This is a genomic window from Niallia oryzisoli (genome assembly GCF_036670025.1).
Lineage (GTDB): Bacteria > Bacillota > Bacilli > Bacillales > Cytobacillaceae > Bacillus_BD > Bacillus_BD oryzisoli.
The window spans coordinates 2,477,952-2,496,044 of the sequence record NZ_CP137640.1 but is presented as its reverse complement, the minus strand read 5'-3'; the positions used below and the strand labels follow the sequence as shown (position 1 = coordinate 2,496,044).

Sequence of the window (18,093 nt, the reverse complement as noted above, 5' to 3'; positions counted from 1 at the left end):
AATCAGATCCGATAGATTCCATTTGGGATATACGCTAAAAAAACTCATCTTACTTACGGTGGGTTTTTATTATGGCAAATATAACTATCAGGGTGCGATATGTTCAACATCTCCTTGCGTGAAACTGACGATGGAGTTGACGAACTTGCTCCGCTAGTTCAGGAACAGGACCATCTATTATGGTATCACGAATAACATCTTGAATGGGAAGATTTCGAACACGTGATGGAGTAACCCCCATTTCACTCAACCATTGTACCAGCTGTTCGGACGAACTTGCATAAACGATCCGACCTAAACCAACCCAACCGTGGGCCGCTGCGCACATAGGGCAATGTTCGCCTGAAGTATATACCGTCGCCTTGCCTCTTTCTTCAGATGTCATGTTCCCGGCTGCCCATCGTGCTAATGCAAATTCTGGGTGTTGGGTATGGTCTCCACCTGCAACGTGGTTATGGTCTTCTGCAAGCACGTCGCCGTTGGCTGAGACAAGGACTGAACCAAATGGCTCGTCACCTTTTTCCAGTGCAGTTTTTGCTAGTTCAATACAACGTCGCAGGTGCTTCAAGTCTGTATCACTGATCTTATATGAATCCTCCTCGTCCTTTTTTATTTTTTACATCAGTCTTCGATAAACATGACCCGTTTTTGGAAGACTGATCTTATTAAAAATCAAACAAATCTAACTTTATTTGGCAAGCTTAGAACCGATTCCCAAATTTAGGAATCGGCTTTTTAATGTTTTAAAAAACTATAACAGTTTTATTTAGTGTCAAAACCTATAAGTTATGACAACTAAATATTTTATAAAGAAAATAAAAAAGTCTGTTGCCTATGTTACCGACTTTTTCTCAGACAAAATATATCCTCTAAAAATGAATGATAGTAAATGTCAACAAACCGATCAAATTTACTTGAAATATGTTTCCGTCTCATTGGCACTTTAAATTTTATTGTAAAAAAAATAACAGAACACAAAGAAAGGAACCACGTAATGAATGGATTTTTAGTAATTAAATAACTATATACATACATCTTTGCGTATATTAACCCAGTCCAAAAAATATTCCAGCCATGAGAATATATGATTAGTTTATGTTTATTTAAAAAATATTCAACAGCAGAGGACATTACAACCCAATTAACAGTATAAATAACTTGTTTAAAAAGCGAATTTGGAAATTTTGCTAAAAATATAAGCACTAATAATGGGGTTATTATTATCACATGTACAATTCTAATAAACCACCAGTTAATACCGATCGGTGTAAATTCCCAAACAAGATGTCTTCTACACATTAAATAATAAAGGATATTAACAAAACTGACATAAAAGATACTTTTGTAATACTTTGGAATGTCACGCCAAGAATTACGGCTTAACAATATAATACTTATTATCAAAATGATATGTTTAATTCTTGCTTTTTGCTTTCTATTCATGCAGGTTTACCTCTTTAAATATTCAATAATCTTGATTAAGTATTCCCTAATCTCCGAAAAGAAATGAATAAAACTTAATGAAACTTAACGAAACTTAAGATATAACAAGAAAAAAAGTCGCTCTCCAAAGAAAACGACTTTAAATAATTTTTATCAGATAGCATTTGTTTGAGCATAAAAAAAACAAGTGAGAGATTTCCACTAAAGTAATGAATCTTTTTTTCCAAAAAAGCCAGCTAAAAAGTGTTGTTTAATTAGAAAATCCACCCTTTTAGGAGTAGATATATAAGAAGCTATAATTCAATTTAATCACTATTTCTTGACATTTAGTATTAAATGGAACTTTATAATGAATCGTGGAAACGCGGGACATTTCTGCCGTTTCAATCATTAAATCAATATCTGTGTAGATAACTCTATACAGGGATTTTTTTGATTTTCTTCAGGTTAAACTTGAACAATGCCCATAAAAATGAAGAGACTTATGCCTAAATTTGTTCCTATCGATATCTCGAGCCAGATATTACTTAAATAAATTAAAAATCTACTTTAGTGCAATAAAAAACGGGATCGCCGCAGCCATCCTAATCTTTAACTCTTGCTACCCTTTTGTTGAACAAGAATGAACTTAGTAACTTGTTAAAAATACTTTCCCTTTAGTTGTTTTAGAAGATTCAACAACATCAATAGCCTTTTTTACATCCGACAAGTCATACTTAGAATCTATCATCATCAAACGTAATTTTTTATCAGCTACTAGCCTTATTAAATGATTAAAAGTTTCTTGCCATCTATCCGCCGAGATATTTTTATTCCAATTCCGCAAATGAAATATATTCGTATTCACCTTTGCTTTATTTACAATATCTGCCCAGTTTACTTGTACCCCTGATAAAAGACCGATGGCTATAAAGTTCCCATTAGGGCGGACATTAAAAGCCAAGTCGTTTCCAGATGAACCACCAACGGAATCAATAGCTGCATCTGCACCCATTCCATTTGTTAATTCTATAACTGTTTCATAAAGCGAAGCTTTAGAGGTATCTATCACATAAGAAGCACCGAGATGAAGTAAATCTTCTGTATATTTATTATTTCTAGTCACTGCAATCATTCGAATACCTAAAATCTTTGATAATTGAGCAAAAATATGCCCAATTGAAGAACCACATGCGTTAACCAATAAAACAGCATTTGGTTTTAATTTTAAAACTTCTGTACAAACCACCCACGCTGTAACGGGATTAATATACATTTGTGATGCCGTAAAATTATCAATAGAATCAGGTATAGGAACGGTAAATTCTGCTGATGTTTTAACAAATTCTTGCCATGTACCTTCCCCGCGCAAAGGTAAAACTCGTTTACCGATAAGGTTTTTTGAAACAAAAGGACCTACATCTTCTACAATCCCCACTCCTTCATAACCAGGAATATTAGGTAAAGAAATTCGATGAGAATATGCCCCTCTAATTGGAATTAAATCAGAAGGATTAATAGGTCGTGTCAACATTCGAACAAGAACTTCATTATCTTTTGGTGGTTCAATGGTTTTATATTCAATTTTTAACACATCTTTAGGACTGCCAAATTCGCAGAATTTAATATATTTTGCATCCAAAACTATAAGTCTCCTTAAAGTAAGATTTATTTTAATTATATCACTGCAAATAGGCTTCCTTCTTACCCCTTTCGAACAATTAGGCCTCATTAAAAATGAATAATTGTTTTTCTAACTATAATTTTACTATATATTTCAAAAATTCTTGATGAATTCTTATTGAAGTATTCTGCAAGTTAGTTTAAGGGTGTTAACTTTATTTTTTAACTACATAATGAAGTTCAACAAATTGATTAAAGCTCCTCATTCCTTTTAATGAGAGATCGAGCTGGTAATCTTCCTCTCTAAATAATGGAATGCCTTTACCAAGTACAGTTGGGGCAACCGTTATAATGAGTTCATCAACCAATTTTCTTTGTATAAATGTATGTAACAATTAGAAGGTTCTAGTGTTTCACATAATGAAAAGATAGAACCTTCCACGAGTTTCCCAAATGTTCTTAATATCTTCTTCTATTTCCCTTCTCTTTTAAAGAAAGAATTTAAAAGAGAGTACCCGTTAGAATTCCTGTAGACAGCTAATTATCAACTTTGAAAAAAATTAGGTCCCTTAGTAAGATATGAGTATAGACACCACTCTAACTCAAAACCTTAAGGAGGAACCCTAATATGAAGTTTAAGATGCAAGACAAACAAAATCAACTAATTGAGAGAATTTCAGATAAACACCTTGTGGTTGGTGTGGATATCGCCCAAGAATTACACGTAGCTAGAGCTGTAAATTTCCGTGGAATAATAGTCGGTGATCCTCTTACATTTGAAAATAATGAAGAGGGTTTTGCTAGATTACTTCAATGGATTAACCAGTTAAAAACCTTAAAAGGTTTTGCCTCTACTATTATCGGCATGGAACCTACAGGACATTACTGGGTTAACCTATCAAAATGGCTATATGACCAAGATATTGAAGCAGTAACTGTTAACCCACACCTCGTAAAAAAGAATAAGGAAAACCGTGATAATAGCCGATCTAAAAGTGATAAAAAAGATGCTCTTGTTATCGCTGATATGGTCAAGAATGGTTACTATTCCTTTATTCGTCCTACTTCTGAGGCCTTTGAAAAACTAAGAGTTTTAATGTCTAACCGTGACATGACGGTTAAACGATATGTCAGTGCTGTCAATCAAATAAACCGTTGGGTCGATATTGTTTTCCCCGAACTTCGGCAGGTATTCAAAGATGTTAAAGGCAAAGGGGCAATGGCAACTCTACGCTTATTCCCTACACCACTTGAACTACGTTCAATGAAAGCACCAGATATCGTTGTAGGCTGGAAAACCCAAATGAAGAGACAACCTGGGTTAAGAAAAGCACAAGTATTAATTGAATTAGCTATGCATTCAGTCGGAACTCGACAAGCACTTGATGCTTATAAACTCCATCTGGAACAATTAATTGAAGAGTTTGATCTAGCAACCGCGCAACTTGAGCGAGTTGAAAAGGAAGTCACTGAAGTCCTTAAACGAATACCTTTCGCAAGAAAGTTACTTGCCATTAAAGGGATTAGCGAAATTGCCCTTGCAGGCATTTTAGGAGAATCAGGAGATCTAAGTGGATTTGCACACGGGAATTCTTTATTGCGTCATGCTGGATTGCATCTTGCAGAGGCAAGTTCAGGTAAATGGAAAGGTCAAATTGTCCTCTCCAAACGTGGGAGATCTCGTTTACGGCGCTTCTTGTATTTAGCGACTATGAGTCTTGTCATGAACAACCCTGATTTTAAAGAGCTGCACGCTAACAATGTTAAAGTGAAAAAGATGAAGAAAATGAAATCAATTATGAAATTAATTCATAAACTCGCAAGAGTATTAGTAGGAATGGCCAGAAAGAATGATTCCTATCATCCTGAGAAGGTACAACCTATTATGTCAATAGCTGCCTAATGTTAAATTGATAAATAAATAATTACTTTAAGTTTAATACCTTTCGAATATTGGCTTATTCGTAGGATTTCAAAGAAAGTACGAGTACCGGATTTATTGTGCAAAAGGGCTCAGACCCGTTCCGTTAGAAAGACCGGCCTCTACCACTTGGATAGGTGTAACGAAGGAATGAGAGGGCATTGACCCGTTGAGACATGGGAGTGAAAACCTCCAGGGGTAGCGTGGAGAATACGTGCATTATATGGAAATCATTGGATTTATTACTGAATCCTTTATTTAAGTACGCCTTCATCCAGCCTTCATGTCAAAATCTCATTCAATCAATCCCATATGGTCATTTCAAGTGATTTGAAATCCTGCGAATTAGTGAGTATTTGAGAGATAATCGCATCTTACTGAGGGAGCTTATTAGATAGAAATAATTGAAATTCATATACTATTTACGGCTCAGGTAACGGTACATGAAAGTATATGATAAAAAACGCTGTAAATATAAACGAAACGAACCAAGCAGGAATGGGTTTAATGTAATGAAATCTCAACATAATAACCCATAAAAAATTAAATGCGACTGACCACCAATAATTCCATCCGTTATGGTATGTAATTTTTCCAGCAAGATACATAACGGTTTCAATCCCAACAAGAATTAATGCCGATATTATTAAATATGATGCTACTTCCCTCCGAGACTTAGGTAAATAGGATAAGAACAGTATTACCATACATGGAAAGATAATGAAAGTTTGTACTAAAAATGAAAAGGTATGATTTAATAAAAAATCAGATTCCAACATCCATAGAAAATATTTTTTTCCGCTAACAAAAAAATTATATAATAAATTATTTACAACCAGATATAAAATAGTGGGATAGTATTTTCCCCAGTTTTTTACATCACCAAATTTCCAACAACAAAGTACAAGAGTTAGGCACAGAACAATACGCAATAATTTTCACCCGATTTCAATACTTTTTATTATAATATCTGCAAAAAGTTCAAAAAAATTAATTTCTGCTCTTCCACTAAAGCACTCTGTTGTGTTAATTTCCGCGTTCACAATTTTATTTGTACTACATGGATACAGTTATGCTGTTGTATTTTAAGGAAAAATTTACCATTTATGAAATGTGAACCATCCCACTGTTTCTAAGAGCAAATATTGAAAAAGACTGTAGAAACGCGGGAACGGTTCTGCCCTTACATTTTAAGGAAAAAATTTTCATTTATGAAACGTGAGAACCGTCCGAGACAAGTGAAAAAGTCATCAAATTTCTAGTACAATTAGCTGTATATTAAATGGTTTAAAACCATACATTTTCAAAATTGAAAAACCCCCTAAATGGTATAATGGATGTTGATTAGACACCAAACCATAGGGGGTTTTTTCATATGCTTCTCATTCTGAATTTTACGCTAAAACTCCAGGAAATTCATATGCTTAAAAGGATTGTTAGTATAATATATTTTAGTTTCATTAAAGAATTACTGAAGGAATATTATTTTTTAATAAAGTGTAACCCTATTGGTTAGAAAACGGTTCGGGACCATTGAAAACAGTGGATTTTTCAGTGACCTCGAACCGTTCCCTTATTCCTTATTTCGCAAAGACATGGTTTCCAATCGTTGTTACGACTTCACGGCTGCGAATCCAAGTATCTGTTGCAATCTCTGGATTATAGAAGAAAATGCAGTCCTGTAAACGATCTTTTCGTGTTAATGCTTCTTCCACAGCTCGTATTGAGTCATCCGACGCAGGTTTGTTGATTTCACCGTTTTGTACTGGAGAAAAGGCATAGGCATTGCCTACCACTTCATTAATGACATTTGTCACCGTATCCGGAAACTCGGGAGACTCCACCCGATTTAAGACAACCGTCGCAACGGCTACTTTTCCTTCATAAGGTTCACCCTTTGCTTCTGCTTCTACTAATCTGGCAAATAAGTCTTTTTCTTCATTAGAAAGAGAAATGGCTGGTTCTACCGTTTCCGCTTCTTTTATTTCTTCTTTAGGCTCTATCTGTTGATCAACTTTCTTCTGCTTAAGTGTTGACATTGGTAAGACGGATGTCTGCGGTTCTGGTATTTGCAGAATATCGTCTATAAGAATCAAATCATTAGATAGACCATTTTCAGCTTTTACACCATCTTGTTGACCAAGTTCCAAAAGAGTATCTCCATTGACATTACGATCTTCTGTAATGGCCTCAACCATAGTATTATTTACTCCTATAATAGCAAATACAGCTGCACAAGCTGTAATGAATGTCTTCATATAAGTGTTCTTCATGAGTGTACAACCTCCTAGTAAACTCGTATGCTATAACACTAACATGAGCTTGTACACATTTGACAGAACGATAAAGTTACATTTCTTTAGGATTTAATGTACAACATTACAGCTAAGGTGATTTTATGACATATTTCCTATACCATCGTTACAATCGATCCATTTTTTATAAAATGGAGGAACATTTTGCTATTTATTTTCCTAATTATGGTCCGACTCACTTTTAAATTAGTCATTTCGATCATAAAACACCGGGATGGTTCTGATGTTTCAATTAAAAGAAAATATCCCCTATTTATGAGACGTGAAAACCGTCACTCTGTTTATTCTATCGTGAAAGACAATTGTTAATTGATCGGATTGGTCATGTAGCTAAAGAAGGCACAATTATTTTTCAAAAATTGCGAGCAATTCTTGAATAAGCTGCTACAGAGTACCATTGAATAACGATGTGAATTTTTTACATATAATCTTATGAGAAAGGTTATTCTAATTTTAAAAATAAGGCGCAATAACCTAGTAAGCAATGTTTTTCTATCCATCTGACTAGTTAGTTTATTGCATACATGTAAAAATAGAAATAATCAAGGTTCATATGGAATGACAGAGTAAAAATTTTGAAATAAAAGTTTATCGATCCTAGCATGGAAATGATCAATAGGCTCCACTTTCTGTCATCCTAGAAGTTTTACTGCTTGTTTAATAACTATCCGCTTTTCCTTTACCACCATTTCTTGTGGCATATCAATCTTATATACATAGCTTGGATTCCAGACTTCACAGTTGTAAACATGTTGTATATAGCTTTATTTGGAGGATTTGCAAAAAAAGAGAAAATAAAGAGAATAAAAACTATAATGATGGGAGGAATCACATTGTCAACTCAAATCAAAATCACTCATACCTTCAATGCTCCTCGTGAAATTGTGTTTAAGGCGTTAACTGAATCGGAACACCTAAAGAATTGGTGGGGGCCAAAAGGATGGACATTCGAGGTTGCTAAATCGGATTTCCATCCAGGCGGTGTCTTTCACTACAGCCAGAGACCTGCTGACGGAAATGTGATGTGGGTTAAATTTGTATACAGTGAAATGATTGCGCCAGAGAAAATTGTTTACACCAGTTTCTTTTCTGATGAAGAAGGTAACTCTGTACGTGCACCCTTTGACGATAATTGGCCTATGGAAATCCTGAATACCATTACGCTAACCGAAGACGGAGGTAAAACTACTCTTACAATGATTGTAGCTCCCGTATCTCCTACTGAGGAAGAGAGCAAAACCTTTGAGGATTCAAAAGAGATGGCTCAGGAAGGATATTCCGGAACCTTTGATCAATTAGATGAATATCTAACAAAGATTTAAGCCGTTTAAAAAAAGCAATATTTTTCTAAAAGATTATGGGTAGTCAATTTGACCAATAATAAATAAGGCCAGCTCATCGTTGAACTGACCTTTTTTCTCCTTTTTATTAAATAACCATATCAGATTCAATTTCTTTGACTCAAATGAAATCCTATTTCACCATGAAGAATTAGATGAAGTCGTGCATGCATTAGATCAAACTTTTCAGGATGAAGTTGAGATTTACTACTACAAGTCATACCGATGTGAAGGTGAATGTGCTGATATTGAAGTGATTGATGATGTCAAATTAGAAGATCGAGATGGGTGGTTATTCTGTGATGCCAGAGAGAGTTTTTACTATCCGGGATTCTTTTCGAAAGAGGAGCTGAATAAAGAAATTTAGGAATGTGATGAAGTGTACCTGTCCCTTTGTACCTTTTTAAATCATTAATCCTTTGAATTGGTATGAGTCCATTTTATGGAACCGTACTCTTCATGAGGATGGCTCTTTAATTGAAACTTCCTATATTCATATTCTAGTTTTGAAAGCGATAATTCATAAAGCTGATTATCATCTTTTGGATATACATTAAAGAAAATCAACTTATCTATTAAGTTTTTACGTTTTTTTTCAATACCTTCCTGAAAAAATTTCCCCATCTGAATCACTCCTTCTTAATAATAAATACAAACCAACTTTGTAAAATTGATATTAGTGTCAATAATTTGCAAAAAGGCTCTCAGTATAAGATCACATTCATCTTAAGATGAAAGCCTCTAGTGGTCTAGTCTGCAAACCAACAAAATATTTCTAAATAATCAATTCGGTTTACGGTGATTTATTACATACTATACAAATAAAATCTATGTGTTAAGTTTGAATTAAAAGATAAAATCCCTATTTATTCGTTCAGACCTAACTTCCCCATTGTCAATTATCTGTTCAACAAAATCATGGCACTGTTTTATAATTTGGTTCTTGTCATGATTAATGGATGTGTTATATAAAAAGGTACCGCAGCCATAATGACCGGAAAATTCGCTTTCCTAATCATCCCACTGTTTCTAATCTCGTACACGTTTTTTCTACTCAGTTTTTCCGATATGACTTTTCTGTATTTCTTTATATATAGAACCCCATGATCGTTTCGAAAAATAAATTGGCACCCCATGTTCTTGAGCCTTTCTTTTAATAGCTCTTGAAAGATTGTGATTGATATAATCCGTTAACACCAGAACTAAATCCACTTTACTAGGAATCTCTTTTTGAACCATTAGTTTTTTTCTGCCATTCACGTGAAAAACTTTATTAAATCCTTCATGCTCCAACTTTTTAGAAATAGTTCCTAGTCGATCTCCACCAATAATTAACATTGACGTCATATTTATCTCCTCCTTAAATATCTACTAACAAAATATATGAAGTTCTAAAGTCATTTTTTTAAAATAAAAAAACGAAATTAGTTATTCTTCAGTCACAGAGACAACATTCTTTTTATTAAAGCTTAAGACAGCAATTTATAAATTTTTCCCCACTTCGCAGATGCATGGTTCATTTCTTCCAGGCAGCTTAATTCCTCTACTAATATTGTCTTTTAACCATTTCTTTTTATATTATTGGCAACATGCTTCATACGCTCATGGGCATAAGAATAAATCATTTTATAACTCTGACAGAAATAATCAGTTTCGAATTGATTATTTCCTTTTTCGCTCCAAGATCTATTTCTTGAACAGCCTCCATAACATAATGAAAGATGCTCACACTTTTTTCCATTGTTCGGGCAGAGCTGGCTTCAGTTATAAAAACTGATCGTAGATTGGATTGCTGAAAATTTCCTCTAAAGAATGAACACCCACATTCCCTAATTTAAGCATGCTAGATTACAAGCTTCAGAAACAGTTTCCCACATTACACTTATTGGACCACGAGTTGCAGCTTTACTTGAAATACTCACTGGAACAGCTCCTTATCATTCAAAATTTTTTCTTTTTCTTTTCAGCCCCGTTTGGATTGGTTCTTCCTACCCGCTTTTGTACACTTCTACTAAACCAGTCTGACCACACTCCTATACATTTCCACATATCTTGTAACGTCCAAATGCATAAGGATGAAATGATCTTGCAGGCTTACTCGTATGTTCTCATTCGATCCATTCAAAAAAACAACCAGAAATAATCCTTCTAAGAATAAGGATTTTCTCTGGTTGTCCAGTAGATTACTATTTATTTCAAAATTATTATTGACAATATAAGATGTAATTAGATTTGATAGATAAATTTTATCACACCTTATTATTTCAATAATTCCGATAAGATAAGTTATCTTTTATTACTAAAATTATAAATCAAGATCATTTATATTGTCAATAATGATTACCACAAATCTCTTTCAGTAGTCGCTATTTATTTATCATTAGATAATTATACCTGTTAAAGTGGGCATACCTTATACTTATTCAGTACAAATTTATGATTAGAAAATCATAATTGACATGACCACTGGAGATTCATAACACTGTGATTCTCCTTTTTTATTTGTCAGAGGAGGCGTTTTTCTAAAAAGATATCTATTTACGAATAAAACCAAGTATTTCTATAAAATAACATAGTATTTCTTAGTATATCAATTGAGTATTTGGTTTATCACGTAAACATATTATTGAACAAGCAAATGCTAGCTTAGGACGACTTGATGTCGATTATATTGACTTTTATTATTGCCATCGTTATTATGATCCAAATACTCCACTTGAAGAGACACTCCGGGCATTAGATAATCTCGTTCGTCACGGAAAAGTCCTATATAATTGGTGTTAGTGAGTGGACAGCAGAACAAATAACAGAAGCCGTTCACCTTGCTGATCAAAAGCTTCTGGATCGAATTGTTGTGAACCAGCCCCAATACAATCTGTTTCATCTTAAAATTGAGGAGGAGATTATCCCGATCAGTAAAAAGCATAGAATTGGGCAAGTTGTCTTTTCACCACTTGCAGAGGGCGTGCTAACAGAAAAATACAAGAGTGGAGCTCAACCGCCAGCAGGCAGCCGGGCTACAACCACCAATCAATCTATTTACAGGCACTTAACAGAAGAAAATTTATTAAAGGTGGAACAATTGACAAAGATTGCAAGCGAATTAGGAATTTCCACAGCACAGCTTGCTATTGCTTGGATATTGATTTGTTCAGGGCTGCTTGCACCGACAAGAGCGCTATGATTTAACACTTAATCAAGACATACTGAATTAAATGAAAACATATTAAACTAGAGATATGTTAAATCTAAAAAGACGGCCTTTTTGGCCGCCTTTTTAGTTTAAGCTGTCTTTTATTCGAAAGTTACTGCACTTTCTCTGATTTCAATTGTTTCTTCAATTGTAATAGCATCTATGACAGACTGTACCATTGCACAATTTTTCATAGAAACATGAAGTGACTTTTGAAGTTGATCTAGATTTAAATTTTTTCCTTCTATTATAAAGTGAAGTTCAATTTTTGTTACTTTATTTGCTTTTTGTTCATCACGTTCTACAGAAGCTTCAATATCAATCGTATCATATGATATCCTTTTCTTATCCAGGACTGTTCGAAAAACGCTGCCACTGCAGCCTACAATAGAGGAAACTAATAACTGAAAAGGACGAAAGCCGATTTCTGAATTTCCTGAAACAGATAATTCACCAAATTCAAAGTTGCCTCGAAAAGCTCCTGATTCTGAAAGCTTAAATTTCATATACTCCCATCTCCTTTTACACATGATAAACCAATCTCAGATCATTACATACAGGATACTTTTAATCTATCCAATTAATCCTTATAAAGCAAAGCACCTGATTTATTATTTTGATTGACAGGAACATGCTTTCCAGCTGTCACTCGACGTACAATACGATGTGCATCATAATCCTGAATGGCGACATGCTGTGTAGCTAGGTTATCCCAAATCACAAGATCGCCTTCCGTCCATTTCCAACGAACTGTATTCTCTAATTTAATCATGTATGAGTGCAAAAGACTAAATAATTTTTCAGATTCCTTTTTCGTATATCCTTCAAATTTTCCAACAAAGCCTCCTAAAAGCAAATGCTTTTTGCCCGTTTCAGGATGTACATGAACTACTGGATGCTTTGTTCTATATACCGTTGATTCAAATACAGTACGCTCCTTTTTACCGCCATCATCATTCGCCCTTCTTTTGTTAAGTAATTGGGAATAGTCAAATTCATTTGAATGGATTGCCCATAGTTCATCAGCTAAACTTCTTAATCCATCCGGTAAATCTTCATAGGCAGTATTCGTATTGGCCCAAACTGTATCACCGCCAAATTTTGGAATGGTAACACCTCTTAACAAGGAATATTTCGGCACTTCTGGAACCCATGTAACATCGGTATGCCAGTCGCCTTCTCTTACTCCTTTTGCCTGTTCCTTTTGTTTTTCTCTTCCCTTTTCGGAATCAAGTTCGTAAATATAATTTGCTCTTGGCGGTACGGTTGGATGTGCGTATAGTTCACCAAATAACTTGGAAAATTTCTCCTGACTAGCATCATCTAAATGGTTTTGGCCCTTGAAAAATAATACTTTGTATTCGTTAAGGGCTTCTTTAATTTTTTGTAAAACGGTTTGATCTAAATCACCGCTTAACTGAACACCTTGAATTTCTGCCCCAATTCTTCCAGCTATCGGTACTACAATTAATTGCTTTGTTTGTGTTAAACTCATTTCCCTATTCCTCCTAAAAGATTTTTGAATTATTTAACCTTACATATGCAAGGCAAATGGCTATATAAAAAAAAGAGATTCAATAAAGAGCAGGGGGACTACCTCTTTATTGAATCTCCAGTTAACCAGTCGATCCAATTTAGTATATTCATATATAAATAATCGGGATAAGGTATATAGTAAATGTGACTGTATTCTTTGATAAAAAGATTAAACTCTTTAACAAGAAAATTTCTCGGATATGTTTATGGTATTTCATAACATGGAATCAATCTGAGTATATTTTTTCCAAAAAAATAAAGCACAGTAAAAGTTGTAAGAAACACAACTTTTCTATGCCTTTGGTTGACCAATCGGACACCTCTTTGGTTTAATTTTCCATTTCTTAAGATTAAATACATATTAAACTAACTATTCCAATTAGTCAAGTAGGTTTAATAAATTCTTTAAAAAATTAATTCTTTCTTTACTACTGTTATATATATTGAATTAATCGGAATAAATTGTATATTCATTGTGCTTTAATCGAAATGTGACTGTATTTTTTGATAAAAAAGATTAAACTCCTTGTCAGCAAAATTTCTTGGATAGGATAAAGGAATTTCGTATATTGTATCTATTTTTGATGAAGGGCCCACAGACATAACCCCAATTTTCTCTCCAAGCAACAGCGCTTCTTGAATATCGTGTGTAACAAAAATAACTGTTTTATTTGTTTCTCGCCAGATTCGAACTAATTCTTTTTGCATTGTTCTGCGTGTCATAGCATCAAGTGCCCCAAATGGTTCATCCATTAATAAGATATCAGGATCATTGGCTAAAACTCGAGCTAATTGTACCCGTTGCTTCATGCCGCCAGAAAGCTCTCTTGGAAATTTATTTTCATGCCCTTTTAAACCCACTAATTCTATAAACCTGGTAGATGCTTCATTTCGAATTTCTTTAGGTGTTTTTTTCATTTTTAAACCAAATTCAACATTTTCTTTAACCGTTAACCAGGGGAAAAGTGCTGAATCTGCTTGTTGGAAAACCACACCCCGATTTCTACCTGGTCTATTCACATTCTCATTGTCAACGATAAGATCCCCTGATGTTTTTTCAATAAACCCAGCAATCAAATTGAGTAAAGTTGATTTCCCGCATCCGCTGGGACCAAGTAAAATAAAAAACTCGCCGCTCTTTATTGTTAAATTAACATCCTCTAACACATAAAGATCATTGTTAAACGTTTTCGATAAACCAGAAATCGAAATGGCCTCAGTTGATTTTAATACCTCTTCCATAATTGTACTCATATAGCCTTCACTCCTTACTCTTAATAATTACTGAGCAGTATTTCTTTAAAATAAATAAGGCACAGAAAAGTTGTAAGCTACACAACTTTCCAACGCCTTTGGTTAACCAATCGGACACTTATTTGGTTTGTATTTCCATTTCTTTAGATTAAACACATAATAAACTAACTATTCTCATTAATCAAGTAGGTTTAATTTTTTTATTAAATTAATTTTTTCTTTTCTATTCTTATCATTAACTCATTGTTTATTAATACACTAGATTAATTGAATTTTCTGTAAAAAAATAATTGATTTTTAATTTAATTACTGATAGTATTCTTTTACAACAATGCATAAGACAATACACGACGTTTTAAAAGTATCTTTATAAAAAAGGTGATTTTTTAATCGACCGGACTACCGGAGATTCACTACACTGCAAAGTGGAAGTTGGATCTCTTTTTTTATTATGAAAGGAGATGTGTGGTAGAAATCATTTATGCTGCAAATAATTCCGAGTAATTTTATTTGTTAATTAAGTTTTAATCCTAATAACAGTGGATAATAAATCTTAGACTATATTATTAAGTCCAGTTTGAATTAAAATGCAAAAATAATCTTAAGGAGGATTTTTTCACATGAAAAGAATAACGTCTTTATTAAAAATATTACCGCTTATAGCCATTCTCTTTTTAGCCGCTTGCTCTGGCGGAACGAAAGAAGCATCAAACGGTACTGATAATCAAGAAATAGAAAATAGTAAAATCAGGCTGGGGATTGATGCAGGAACTAGTACTCTTCCATTTAGAGTGGCAGAAGAAAAAGGCTTCTTCAAAGAACAGGGTCTTGAACCAACTATTGCAACTTTTCCATATGGAATAGATACCATTAACGCCCTTTTCACAGAACAAACAGATACAGGTTATGCCGCTGATTATGCACTCATAAACTCTTTAGGAAAGGGAGATTTGGTCATTCTTGGAACGATGTCAAGAAGTGATGAGGAAACAAGTAAAGACACGCAGCTTTTGGTAAAAGGGAGTATAGAATCTCCTCAAGAATTAAAGGGTAAACACCTTGGTGTGGCCAAAGGAACTGTTTATGAATATATTTGGGCCAAATATTTAAAGAAGTATAATATAAATGAAAAGGATGTTACATATGTCCCATTTAGTACACCTGATGAAGCGATAGTTGGAATGAAAAATGGAGATATTGATGCGGTATGGACTGGAGGTGCATTGGCAGAAAAATTTAAAGCAGTTGAAGGAGTAAAACAATTAGATAATCTAAACGGCGCTGGAGTGTCCATTGATCTTTATTTAGTTGCTAGCCGTTCATATGCTGAACAAAATCCTCAAAGTACAGAAAATGCATTAAAAGCTTTATCCAAAGGAATCGATTTTACAATAAACCAAAAAGAAGAAGCCGCAAAGATTGCTTTTGATAAATTAAAATTACCAGAAAAGGATGTATTAAAGGATCTTCAAAAGTCAAACTATGTACTTGGATTTACTAAAGAGGATTACAAGCACCTTGAGGATATGAAAAAATGGATAGAAGCTAATAAGAATTTAGAGAATAATTTTAAATTGGAAGATAAACTTTATCTTGACCCGCTTAAAAAGGCATTTCCTGATTCAGTTACTTATAAATAAAACGTGCGGATATTTTTAATAAATGTAAAAAAAAGACCCTATTGGTCAACCAAAGGGTGTAGAAATGCTGTAATCCTCACAGTATTTCTACACCTTTTTTATTATTAGTTCGAAAGGAGAAAATAATATGGGTGCAGTTAAGAATGAAATCATCAAAAAGGAAATGGTCTATCAACAAAAGAACAATAGCTTAATTCGATCTTTAAACAAGTTAATAAAAAGCGGTATTTTCGCCTGGATTATCGTGCTTTCTATTTGGGGGATAGCCGCCAGTTTTTCTGATCCTCAGTTTTTGCCGAGTCCCTTTGCAGTATGGAAAGGTGCTTTCGAGCTTGGTTTGGATGGATCCCTTTTCTTTTACATGCTTGTCAGCTTTTTAAGGGTTATTTCCGGTTGGTTGTTAGGAAATCTTATCGCTATTCCGATTGGATTAATGATTGGCCGTATTCCACTGCTTAGAGCATTGTTTGACCCGATTATCAATTTTGTTCGCTTCATTCCGCCTCTTGCATTCATTACGTTATTTATGCTTTGGTTCGGGATTGGGGAGCAATCGAAAATTTTCTTGATTATGTATGCTACCTTCTTTATTGTTACGATTAACACGATTACAGGTGTACAGGCTGTCGAGGAAGATAAAATTCGCTCAGCTAGAACAATGGGAGCTTCCGAATGGCAAATTATGCGGCATGTCATTATTCCAGCTTCACTTCCCTATATTTTTACTGGCGCTAGGCTTGCAATGGGCTCATCATTCATGGCGATTGTAGGGGCAGAGATGGTCGCAGCCAATGAAGGGATTGGCTATATGATCTGGAACGCACGGTTGTATTTTAAAACAGACTGGATTTTCGTTGGTCTTGTTATTTTAGGATTAATGGGTTTCTTAATGGATCGTATCTTCAATCAGTTTGGAAAATTGGTGTTAAAAAGATATAACGTTGTAAAAAAATAATCCTAAAAGAATCACTAAACTTCATTATATTTTAGAAATTATAATAGAAGGCTGATCCTAAAAATCGATAGTAACGTTTTTTGGGGTCAGCCTTTTATTTTATTTCATTAATTATTCAACTGCTAGTTCCTTTTCTACCACTTCTTTTAAATCAGTTTTATATGCACCGTTCAAACATGCTTGTAATGATATACATCGTAGAATATTTCCGTTAAGATACCCCAATTAGTTTTACAAGCCCAAGTTACATAAATATAAATTATAAAGTTCGAACAAATGACCTAGTCTAAAATTATTATTTTTGTAAATATTTTGTAAATTGGCTAGATAATTTCCAATTATTGCTTTATAGTTAATTCTGGATAAAAAAGAAAAGCTGACTTGGCTACAAGAGGCTCATGAAAACTCCTTAGATATAAGGATTTTTATGAGCCTTTTTTATTTTCCTTTTTATTCAAAATACATTTACTTATTAGGAGGAATTTGAAATGGAAAAAATGTGTATGACTATGATGATGGTGTGTATGGAAAAAATGATGTGCGAAATGAATTGCGCGAAAATGATGATGGATCAAATGTGCGAAATGGAAATGAACATGGATATGGATATGAATCAATGCATGATTAAAATGCAAGAGTGCGATGAAATGATGACATCTATGATGAGCATGATGAACAAAATGTGCGTAAAAGGATAATACATACAGTTGATTCCTTAGCGATTGCTTTAATGCTGTAAATCTATATTTTCTAAATTGTTATTTTCAAATTATTATTGTATTGAAGTGGGAAAACAAACGCTCTATCTAATATTACCAAAACTGTAAATTTTTATTAAATTAGTAGAAATTTTCAAATTATTATTGTATTATTATTTTTGAATAAAAGAGAAAA

Annotated in this window: 16 protein-coding genes and 1 pseudogene; 7 read left to right on the top strand and 10 right to left on the bottom strand. The window is 33.8% G+C overall.

Features of this window, described 5'->3' with window-relative positions:
• Positions 1-103 precede the first annotated feature (103 nt).
• The 3 genes from R4Z09_RS12435 to R4Z09_RS12425 all read right to left on the bottom strand — a co-directional run bounded on the left by R4Z09_RS12435 (position 104) and on the right by R4Z09_RS12425 (position 3,440).
• Complete coding sequence (locus R4Z09_RS12435; RefSeq protein ID WP_338453262.1) at positions 104-583, bottom strand: nucleoside deaminase; 480 nt, start codon at positions 581-583, stop codon at positions 104-106.
• 1,488 nt (positions 584-2,071) lie between these two features.
• Positions 2,072-3,064 (bottom strand): zinc-dependent alcohol dehydrogenase family protein, encoded by a 993-nt coding sequence (locus R4Z09_RS12430; RefSeq protein WP_338452602.1) that lies wholly within the window; start codon positions 3,062-3,064, stop codon positions 2,072-2,074.
• A 196-nt stretch (positions 3,065-3,260) separates the two neighbouring features.
• The gene (locus R4Z09_RS12425; protein WP_338452601.1) at positions 3,261-3,440 is read right to left on the bottom strand and encodes a dihydrofolate reductase family protein; all 180 of its coding nucleotides are present in this window, start codon (positions 3,438-3,440) and stop codon (positions 3,261-3,263) included.
• Positions 3,441-3,673: 233 nt separating this feature from the next.
• On the opposite strand from R4Z09_RS12425, the gene R4Z09_RS12420 reads away from it, so the two are divergent.
• Positions 3,674-4,948, top strand: coding sequence for an IS110 family transposase (locus R4Z09_RS12420; protein ID WP_338452480.1), 1,275 nt, complete (start codon positions 3,674-3,676; stop codon positions 4,946-4,948).
• Positions 4,949-5,388: 440 nt separating this feature from the next.
• On the opposite strand, the gene R4Z09_RS31060 is transcribed toward R4Z09_RS12420, so the two are convergent.
• Together R4Z09_RS31060 and R4Z09_RS12415 are read right to left on the bottom strand one after the other, a co-directional pair.
• Positions 5,389-5,898, bottom strand: coding sequence for a CBO0543 family protein (locus R4Z09_RS31060; protein ID WP_422392266.1), 510 nt, complete (start codon positions 5,896-5,898; stop codon positions 5,389-5,391).
• A gap of 648 nt (positions 5,899-6,546) precedes the next feature.
• Positions 6,547-7,239 (bottom strand): cell wall hydrolase, encoded by a 693-nt coding sequence (locus R4Z09_RS12415; protein WP_338452600.1) that lies wholly within the window; start codon positions 7,237-7,239, stop codon positions 6,547-6,549.
• A gap of 695 nt (positions 7,240-7,934) precedes the next feature.
• Here R4Z09_RS12415 and R4Z09_RS12410 point away from each other — a divergent pair.
• Together R4Z09_RS12410 and R4Z09_RS12405 are read left to right on the top strand one after the other, a co-directional pair.
• Positions 7,935-8,603: an SRPBCC domain-containing protein gene (locus tag R4Z09_RS12410; protein WP_338452599.1), complete on the top strand. Its 669-nt coding sequence runs from the start codon at positions 7,935-7,937 to the stop codon at positions 8,601-8,603.
• 181 nt (positions 8,604-8,784) lie between these two features.
• Positions 8,785-8,988, top strand: coding sequence for a hypothetical protein (locus R4Z09_RS12405; RefSeq protein WP_338452598.1), 204 nt, complete (start codon positions 8,785-8,787; stop codon positions 8,986-8,988).
• 44 nt (positions 8,989-9,032) lie between these two features.
• On the opposite strand, the gene R4Z09_RS12400 is transcribed toward R4Z09_RS12405, so the two are convergent.
• Both R4Z09_RS12400 and R4Z09_RS12395 read right to left on the bottom strand, forming a co-directional pair.
• Positions 9,033-9,245 carry a Fur-regulated basic protein FbpA gene (locus R4Z09_RS12400; protein WP_338452597.1) on the bottom strand — a complete coding sequence of 71 codons (213 nt, stop codon included), beginning with the start codon at positions 9,243-9,245 and terminating at the stop codon, positions 9,033-9,035.
• Positions 9,246-9,671: 426 nt separating this feature from the next.
• Entirely contained in the window at positions 9,672-9,968 is a 297-nt protein-coding gene (locus tag R4Z09_RS12395; protein ID WP_338452596.1) for a DUF2325 domain-containing protein, read from the bottom strand.
• A gap of 1,257 nt (positions 9,969-11,225) precedes the next feature.
• Here R4Z09_RS12395 and R4Z09_RS12390 point away from each other — a divergent pair.
• Positions 11,226-11,796 (top strand): annotated as a pseudogene (locus R4Z09_RS12390) (aldo/keto reductase); the annotation flags it as partial.
• 119 nt (positions 11,797-11,915) lie between these two features.
• Here R4Z09_RS12390 and R4Z09_RS12385 read toward each other — a convergent pair.
• The 3 genes from R4Z09_RS12385 to R4Z09_RS12375 form a co-directional block, all read right to left on the bottom strand.
• Positions 11,916-12,320 (bottom strand): OsmC family protein, encoded by a 405-nt coding sequence (locus R4Z09_RS12385; protein WP_338452595.1) that lies wholly within the window; start codon positions 12,318-12,320, stop codon positions 11,916-11,918.
• Between the two features lie 74 nt (positions 12,321-12,394).
• Positions 12,395-13,309 carry a TauD/TfdA family dioxygenase gene (locus tag R4Z09_RS12380; RefSeq protein ID WP_338452594.1) on the bottom strand — a complete coding sequence of 305 codons (915 nt, stop codon included), beginning with the start codon at positions 13,307-13,309 and terminating at the stop codon, positions 12,395-12,397.
• Between the two features lie 521 nt (positions 13,310-13,830).
• Positions 13,831-14,604 (bottom strand): ABC transporter ATP-binding protein, encoded by a 774-nt coding sequence (locus R4Z09_RS12375; RefSeq protein ID WP_338452593.1) that lies wholly within the window; start codon positions 14,602-14,604, stop codon positions 13,831-13,833.
• 620 nt (positions 14,605-15,224) lie between these two features.
• Here R4Z09_RS12375 and R4Z09_RS12370 point away from each other — a divergent pair.
• The 3 genes from R4Z09_RS12370 to R4Z09_RS12360 all read left to right on the top strand — a co-directional run bounded on the left by R4Z09_RS12370 (position 15,225) and on the right by R4Z09_RS12360 (position 17,897).
• A complete protein-coding gene (locus R4Z09_RS12370; protein WP_338452592.1) occupies positions 15,225-16,244 on the top strand; it encodes an ABC transporter substrate-binding protein in 1,020 nt (339 codons plus the stop codon).
• Positions 16,245-16,371: 127 nt separating this feature from the next.
• Entirely contained in the window at positions 16,372-17,199 is an 828-nt protein-coding gene (locus R4Z09_RS12365) for an ABC transporter permease (RefSeq protein WP_338452591.1), read from the top strand.
• A gap of 488 nt (positions 17,200-17,687) precedes the next feature.
• Positions 17,688-17,897 carry a hypothetical protein gene (locus R4Z09_RS12360; protein WP_338452590.1) on the top strand — a complete coding sequence of 70 codons (210 nt, stop codon included), beginning with the start codon at positions 17,688-17,690 and terminating at the stop codon, positions 17,895-17,897.
• Positions 17,898-18,093 lie beyond the last annotated feature (196 nt).

Coding starts and splice junctions, on each gene's coding strand:
- R4Z09_RS12385 (WP_338452595.1), bottom strand. CDS start 12,320: ATGAAATTTAAGCTTTCAGAATCAGGAGCTTTTCGAGGCAACTTTGAA.
- R4Z09_RS12365 (WP_338452591.1), top strand. CDS start 16,372: ATGGGTGCAGTTAAGAATGAAATCATCAAAAAGGAAATGGTCTATCAA.
- R4Z09_RS12400 (WP_338452597.1), bottom strand. CDS start 9,245: ATGGGGAAATTTTTTCAGGAAGGTATTGAAAAAAAACGTAAAAACTTA.
- R4Z09_RS12420 (WP_338452480.1), top strand. CDS start 3,674: ATGAAGTTTAAGATGCAAGACAAACAAAATCAACTAATTGAGAGAATT.
- R4Z09_RS12375 (WP_338452593.1), bottom strand. CDS start 14,604: ATGAGTACAATTATGGAAGAGGTATTAAAATCAACTGAGGCCATTTCG.
- R4Z09_RS12395 (WP_338452596.1), bottom strand. CDS start 9,968: ATGACGTCAATGTTAATTATTGGTGGAGATCGACTAGGAACTATTTCT.
- R4Z09_RS12380 (WP_338452594.1), bottom strand. CDS start 13,309: ATGAGTTTAACACAAACAAAGCAATTAATTGTAGTACCGATAGCTGGA.
- R4Z09_RS12415 (WP_338452600.1), bottom strand. CDS start 7,239: ATGAAGAACACTTATATGAAGACATTCATTACAGCTTGTGCAGCTGTA.
- R4Z09_RS12370 (WP_338452592.1), top strand. CDS start 15,225: ATGAAAAGAATAACGTCTTTATTAAAAATATTACCGCTTATAGCCATT.
- R4Z09_RS12360 (WP_338452590.1), top strand. CDS start 17,688: ATGGAAAAAATGTGTATGACTATGATGATGGTGTGTATGGAAAAAATG.